The organism is Gemmatimonas sp., from assembly GCF_041689975.1.
Taxonomy (GTDB): domain Bacteria; phylum Gemmatimonadota; class Gemmatimonadetes; order Gemmatimonadales; family Gemmatimonadaceae; genus Gemmatimonas.
This window is the reverse complement of the sequence record NZ_JBDNFF010000302.1, coordinates 1-6,491: the sequence shown is the minus strand read 5'-3', so window position 1 is coordinate 6,491 and position 6,491 is coordinate 1. Positions and strand designations below refer to the sequence as shown.

8 protein-coding genes are annotated in these 6,491 nt (G+C 60.1%); 6 read left to right on the top strand and 2 right to left on the bottom strand.

Annotated features, from left to right (window positions below; genetic code table 11):
• From ACESNG_RS18420 to ACESNG_RS18395, 6 genes are all read left to right on the top strand, one after another.
• On the top strand, window positions 1-535 hold a 535-nt coding region (locus tag ACESNG_RS18420), incomplete at its 5' end, for a GntR family transcriptional regulator (RefSeq protein ID WP_373070249.1).
• Window positions 532-1,788 carry a methylaspartate ammonia-lyase gene (locus ACESNG_RS18415; RefSeq protein WP_373070247.1) on the top strand — a complete coding sequence of 419 codons (1,257 nt, stop codon included), beginning with the start codon at window positions 532-534 and terminating at the stop codon, window positions 1,786-1,788. The genes ACESNG_RS18420 and ACESNG_RS18415, both read left to right, overlap by 4 nt.
• Before the next feature lie 38 nt (window positions 1,789-1,826).
• Window positions 1,827-2,870: a Bug family tripartite tricarboxylate transporter substrate binding protein gene (locus ACESNG_RS18410; protein WP_373070245.1), complete on the top strand. Its 1,044-nt coding sequence runs from the start codon at window positions 1,827-1,829 to the stop codon at window positions 2,868-2,870.
• Window positions 2,871-2,953: 83 nt separating this feature from the next.
• Window positions 2,954-3,790 (top strand): pyrroline-5-carboxylate reductase family protein, encoded by an 837-nt coding sequence (locus ACESNG_RS18405; protein ID WP_373070243.1) that lies wholly within the window; start codon window positions 2,954-2,956, stop codon window positions 3,788-3,790.
• Between the two features lie 229 nt (window positions 3,791-4,019).
• Window positions 4,020-4,898 carry a CoA ester lyase gene (locus ACESNG_RS18400; RefSeq protein WP_373070241.1) on the top strand — a complete coding sequence of 293 codons (879 nt, stop codon included), beginning with the start codon at window positions 4,020-4,022 and terminating at the stop codon, window positions 4,896-4,898.
• A gap of 16 nt (window positions 4,899-4,914) precedes the next feature.
• Window positions 4,915-5,409: a MaoC family dehydratase gene (locus ACESNG_RS18395; RefSeq protein ID WP_373070239.1), complete on the top strand. Its 495-nt coding sequence runs from the start codon at window positions 4,915-4,917 to the stop codon at window positions 5,407-5,409.
• 286 nt (window positions 5,410-5,695) lie between these two features.
• Here the strand turns inward: ACESNG_RS18395 and ACESNG_RS18390 are convergent, their stop codons facing one another.
• Window positions 5,696-5,899, bottom strand: coding sequence for a hypothetical protein (locus ACESNG_RS18390; protein ID WP_373070237.1), 204 nt, complete (start codon window positions 5,897-5,899; stop codon window positions 5,696-5,698).
• Complete coding sequence (locus ACESNG_RS18385) at window positions 5,896-6,216, bottom strand: helix-turn-helix domain-containing protein (protein ID WP_373070251.1); 321 nt, start codon at window positions 6,214-6,216, stop codon at window positions 5,896-5,898. The genes ACESNG_RS18390 and ACESNG_RS18385 overlap by 4 nt, the downstream gene beginning before the upstream one ends.
• Window positions 6,217-6,491: the final 275 nt, after the last annotated feature.

Here is a 6,491-nt window from a genome sequence, read left to right as displayed (position 1 = left end):
CGCAACCATCCTGCCCCGCCGCGGCGCTTTCGTCAGCGACTTCAACAAGGCAGAAATCCTCGAGCTCCTCGAACTGCGCGAGGCACTTGAAGGTTTCGCCGCCCGGCTGGCGAGTGAACGGGCCGATGAGTCGACTATCGAGCGGTTGCGCAAGCTCATTGACCCGGCCGGGCTCAAGGATCTTTCGGAGCACGAGCCGAAGCGGCTGGCTGACACCGATCGTCAGTTCCACGAGTTGATCTACGAAGCGACCGGTAACCGCCAGTTGATCGACACGTCGCGCAGGATCAATGACCAGGTGCACTTGGTCCGGCTGACGACCACGTTGCTCAGCGACCGGCGAACGAAGTCGTCCGAGGAGCTCACGCGCATTGCTGCCGCGATCGCCGCGGGCAAGGGCGACGAGGCCGAGCGCTTGGCGCGGGCGCACGTACACGGCGCGATCGTGGCCGTCCAATTGTCTTTTCCCGACGGTGCGAAGCTGAGCCAATCGCCCGTCAGATCGCAACCGTCAAAGGAAACTAAAGTACCATGAGAATCAAGAACGTATTGCTCGGTGCCGGACTCACCGGCTTCTACACGGATGACAAGCTGGCGATTCTCAAGGACGCCCCACTGGACGGCTTCATCTATAAGGGCAAGCCTCTCACGTCGGGCTTTAAGCAGATCCGGCAGCCCGGCGAGTCAGTGCTGGTGATGCTCGTTATGGACAACGGAGAAGTCGCACTAGGCGACTGCGCGGGGACCCAATATTCGGGTTCCGGTGGCCGGGAGTCGCCGTTCTCGCATTCGGCGGCGATTCCACTGATCGAGCAGCATGTTGTCCCTAAGCTGCTCGGGCGCGAGATCGAGGCGTTCGTTCCGGCCTCAAAGGCGATCGACGCGATCGAGGTGAACGGCACTCGATTGCATCCGGCGATCCGCTACGGCGTGACGCAGGCGCTGCTCGATGCCGTCGCCATCAGGAGGCGCATCACCCGAGCCGGAGTGATTGCCGACGAGTACGGGACGACGGTCGCCGAAAAGCCGATCCGCATCTACGCACAGACCGGCGACGAGCGCTACACCAATGTCGACAAGATGATCCTCAAGCGCATCGACATCATTCCGCACGGGCTCATCAACAACGTGCGCGACAAGGTGGGCGCGGACGGCAGCAAGTTCCTCGATTACGTGACCTGGGTGCGCAAGCGCGTCCAGGAGATTGGCGATCCTGACTACATGCCCGAGTTGCACTTCGACACCTACGGCACGATCGGCTATGCATTCGACAACAACCTGGAAAAGGTAGCCGACTTCCTCGTGCGCTGCGGCGAGGCGGCAAAGCCGTTCAAGTTCATCATCGAGATGCCGATCGATCTCGGAAGCAAGGCCGCTCAGCTCGAGGGAATGGCGAAACTCAATGCGATGCTGCGTGCAAGGGGCTCGGACGTCGACCTGATGATCGACGAATGGTGCAACAACTTCGAAGACCTGAAGGACTGGATCGACTCGAAGAGCATCCAACGAATCAACGTCAAGACGATCACACTCGGCGGGCTACACAATATCGTCGACGCCATCCTGTACTGCAACCGCAACGGCGTCGGGGCGATGGTTGGCGGAACGTGCAACGAAACTGACATCTCGGCGATGCACATGGCGAACCTGGCGATGGCCACACAGCCGCAGTCCATCGCAGGGCGACCTGGGATGGGCGTCGATGAGGGTGTTATGACGGTGTTCAATGAGATGGTGCGCGTGGCGACGCTGGAGAAGCTTCGCCGCGCTTCTGTAGGCAATCGATAGGGTAATATGGAGAACAACTTTTAACGAAAGGATCGGCTATGAATTCGAACGCTGACATGACCGCTGCAAGGAGAGAAGGAATACGGTCGACTTTGCGCCGGCGACGCTCGCTCGCCAGCGCCGCCGTGCTTGCGCTCGGCGCGGCGGCACTCGTACTGCTCGCCAACGGGGCCGCCATCGCGCAGCCTTATCCGAACAAGCCGGTGAGGCTAGTCGTTGCTTACAGTCCCGGTGGCGCGACGGACGCGCTGGCGCGGCTGCTCGCGCAAAGGCTGTCGGCGACGCTCAGCCAGCAGTTCGTGGTTGAGAACAAGGCTGGCGCGACAGGCATGATAGGAGCACAGTACGTCGTAAGGGCGGCGCCCGACGGCTACACACTGCTCTTCGCAGGTGCCAACGAGGCCGCGCTCAACGTCGCACTGTTCAAGTCGATGCCCTACGACCCTAGGACAGACCTCGCGCCTGTGACGCTCGTGGCGATAGCGCCGGTGGTCCTAGCCGCCAGTCCGAAGTCGGACTTCAAGACGTTCGCCGATGTGATCAAGGCGGGGCGCAGTCCCAACACGCCGGACTTCGCGTCGGTGGGCATAGGCAGCCCAAACCACATCGCTGGCGAATTGCTCAATTCGATGGCGAAGACCGACCTGCGCCATGTTCCTTATCCGGGCGCCGGCCCAGCAATGCAGGCGGTCATAGCAGGGCACGTTCCGCTCGCTTTTCTGTCACTTGCGTCGGCGGTTCCGCATTTGAAGTCGGGGAATCTGCGCCCGATCGCGGTCACCACCGAGAAACGGTTTCCTACGCAACCCGACATTCCGACTATCGCCGAGAGTGGCTTCGAAGGATTCAACATCTCCCAGTTTTATGGCATGCTTGCTCCGGCGAAGACTCCGCCAGAGGTAGTTAGCCGGCTTCACGCTGAGATCACCAAGATCCTCAACGAGCCCGATATACGCAACAAGGTGCTGGAGCTCGGCGCCGATCCCGTTGGAAGGGCGCCGGCGGAGTTCGCGAGATTTATCAACAGCGAGATCGAGAAGTACAGGACTTTGGCGGCAAAGGCGAAGATCGAGCCGCAATGACCCATGCATATTTCGGACGACGTGAACGAACAGATAGTCTCCTCTAGACGATCTGGAGATGCGGCCTTCGCGAGCGCTACGCCGTGAACGTCGGCATCATCGGCGCTGGGGCGATGGGAGCTATGCTCGTTCGCGCCCACTCGCGCTACGCCGGCGACAATAGCGCCGTAATCCGCGTGGCCAACCGTTCGGCGGCGCCGCTCGAGGCGCTGAAGGCAGACGTTCCCGGGCTTCGCACTGGCACGCCGGAGGAGGTCACGGCATCGGCGGACGTGCTGATCTTGTGTCTACCCGCCGGACCGTATATCGGTGCAGCAGCGGCGCTAGCGGCTTTGTTACGGCCTGATGCCGTGTTCGTGTGCATCTCCAGCGGCGTCAGCCTTGAAGACCTGTCGACTTTGATGCCGAACCCGATCATCAGGCTGGTGCCGAACGTCGCGCACCAGGTTGGGCGAGGCGTGGCGCTGGTAATCCCTGGACCGCGCGCCAGCACCGAACAGATCGAGAAGGTGTGCTCGTTCATGCGCCCCTTCTCCCGTCCGATGCTAGTTGGTGAGGCGGACGTAAGAATCGCGACGGACATCTGCTCGTGTGGCCCGGCGATAGTCGCCTGCCTTGCGCAGTTGCTCGCTACTTCTTCAGCCGCCAATGCGCGTGGCCTTGCGGTTGACGAGATCCAGCAGATGTGCGTGGAGACGCTGGCGGGAGTAGGTGCCTTGCTCGACGACAGCTATTCTCTGACGTGCATCGTAGACGCCGTCGCTACGCATGGAGGCACTACCGAAGCTGCACTGTGCGTTTTGCGTAGCCGCATTCCCGCAGTGATGCAAGAACTGCATCACGCCACGCGGGAGCGGGAACAGTGGCTTCGTGCACAGAGGCCAGGGCTCGGGAATGAATCTGCACGCGCGTCGGTCTAAAGGCAGCGATGACGACGAACCGCGAGAATTTCTATCCGACGCACGAGAGCATGCAGTGGGTCGGCCCGAGCCTTGTTGAAATCGTCGACCTGCTGGACGCACGATGTCGCGGTCGATCCGGTTCGTATGAATGAAGAAGGCTGGATTCATGTTCCGGAGAGTCCGGTCCTGGGAATCGAGGTCGGTTGGCAGGCGATCGAACGCGACTGGGCGGCGTGAGGAGACATAGATGATGCAAGACAGGCACTCATGGATATTCGTTCCCGGGCAGATCCCACGCATGGTTGACAAGGCGTTCGGGTTGCCGGTGGACGTAATCATGCTCGACCTCGAAGACAGCGTCGTCCCCGCGCTCAAGGCTAGCGCGCGGTCGCAGGTTGCTGAGGCGCTCGGGCGTGCGCGGCGATACGAGAGCCCCACACGCTTCGTGCGTATCAATGCTGTCAGCACGTCGGAGTGCATGCTCGATCTCCAGGCGGTAGTGACACCGGGTCTGGAAGGCATCGTCGTCCCCAAGGTCGACAACGTCGAACAGGTGCGATGGCTGGAGCACGAGTTGTCGCGCCTGGAAGCCCGGCGCGACGCAGGAAAAATTACGGCCATGGTGCTGGCCATCGAGTCCCCGCGCGCGCTGCTCGCCGCAGCGGCACTCGCATCCGCCTCGCCGCGCGTGGCAGGCTTGATGTTCGGCGCCGAAGATTTCAGCCGAGCGCTCGGCCTGCCGACGGTGCGCCATGGACCGGCTAGCGATTTACTCTATGCACGCTCACACATCGTTGTGGCAGCTGCTGCTGCAGGCGTCGCATCGATCGATGGCGTCTGGCCTGATTTGAAGGATGCGACGGGCCTCTCGGGCGACTGTGAAATGTCGCGTGCGCTAGGCTTTACCGGCAAGAGCCTCATCCATCCGTCACAGATTGAGCCAGTGACTCGCGCGTTCCAGCCGAGCGAACAGCAGATCGAATTCGCACGCAAGGTGATCGTTGAGTTCGACGCGGCAGCGGCGGCGGGAAAGGGTAGCATAGAGGTGGACGGCCAGCTTATTGACGCGCCGATCTACGAGCGGGCAAGACAAACGCTACGATCTGTGGAGCGACAGAAACGGTAAACTTGAAGAAGGTGAGATGATGGTGAAGCAAGGTTGGGCAGGACGGTACTATGAAGACTTCGAGGTCGGCGACGTCTATCGCTCGCGGTTGGGGCGAACGGTGACCGACGCCGACAACATATGGTTTACCTGTCTCAGCAACAACACCAACCAGATACACTTCAACACGCACTACGCAGCGCAGACCGAGTTCGGCAAACCGCTGGTCAACAGCGTGGTGACGCTCGCGGTGGTGGCTGGGCTGGGCGTAACGGACATCAGCGAGAATGGCTTTGCTCTCGGCTGGGATTACATTCGGCTGCCCCACCCGGTTTTCGCGGGTGACACACTCTACTCCGAATCCCAAGTGATCGAAGTGCGCGAGTCGAAGTCGCGTCCTGGCCAGGGCGTAGTAAAAGTGCGAACACACGGCCTCAACCAGAACGGAAAGACGGTGATCGAGTACGAGCGCTCGGTGATGGTATGGAAACGAGCACATGCGCCGCAACTCACGCACTTTCCGAGTACCTGATCGATCGGCCTTCTCATGATTCTCATTTCTTAACGACTCGGATCGTTCACTTCTCGTCCATCGCTCATGCACCTGCCCGGCGATTCCGTCGCCCGTCGCTGCATCGCGGATACCTTTGGCGTGGAAGATCGGTAAGCGGCCAGCGAACCCACCCTTGACACGCGGCCGGTAAGCGCGCGGCGAACACACATTGACGCGGCGGGGCCGTGCTGGCACAGGGAAACCCTTCGACAGGCTCAGGGCGAACGGATAAAGAGGTTCAGACTTCACAAGGCCGGATCAATATTCACCCAACCCGCCGAAACCAAACCACAGAAAGCACAGTCGCCACAACAGCAATCACCGCCGCCAGCAAAGCCAGCAGCCCTGACAACTCGGTTTCGCGTTTTTGCACCTGCAGCGTTGAGCCCAGGTTTTGGTAAACGCTGCGCAGCTGTTCTGCGGTGACTGCGGAGTGGTATCCGCCGCCGGTGATGGGTTCTACTTTCACCCCAACGCTTCCAGCGCAGGCTCAGGCACCCGGTCAAGTACCCTCAACAACGCCTTCGCCGCTCCCGTTGGGCTGCGTTTGCCTTGCTCCCAATTGCGGATGGTTTCAAGTGACACATCGATGCGTTGCGACAGCTCATGCTGCGTGAGCCCGAGGCGCTGACGAACTCGGCGTGTGTATTTGGCTGCGTCTTGCATGGCGCTGGCGTCGTCGCTGGCTTGCTGCGCTGCCAGATCTCTCTGAGTCGTGGCATCAAGCCTCATCGCATCCACTCGACCCTTTGGCCAAGTTCGCGGATTCGCAGGATCAACTGTCATTTTCATAATTTAAACGCTACCAAATAAATAAATAGCTGCTTGCGCATATAAATAGGGCGCTAGAGGCCGAAATTGCATTCGAAAAGTGCCTGGTTTTTGCCGAATTAAGCCAGTTTAGAAGTCAAATCGATCAACCAGGACTTCTATAAAGGCCAAGATAAACCATCATTTAGCCCTTAAACCCAATAAATACGGGTGTAAGCAGCTACGAATTTAGGAGTAACTGCAATCAAACAGCCCGCAGCTCTTCACGAATCACCTGCCGAACGACTTCG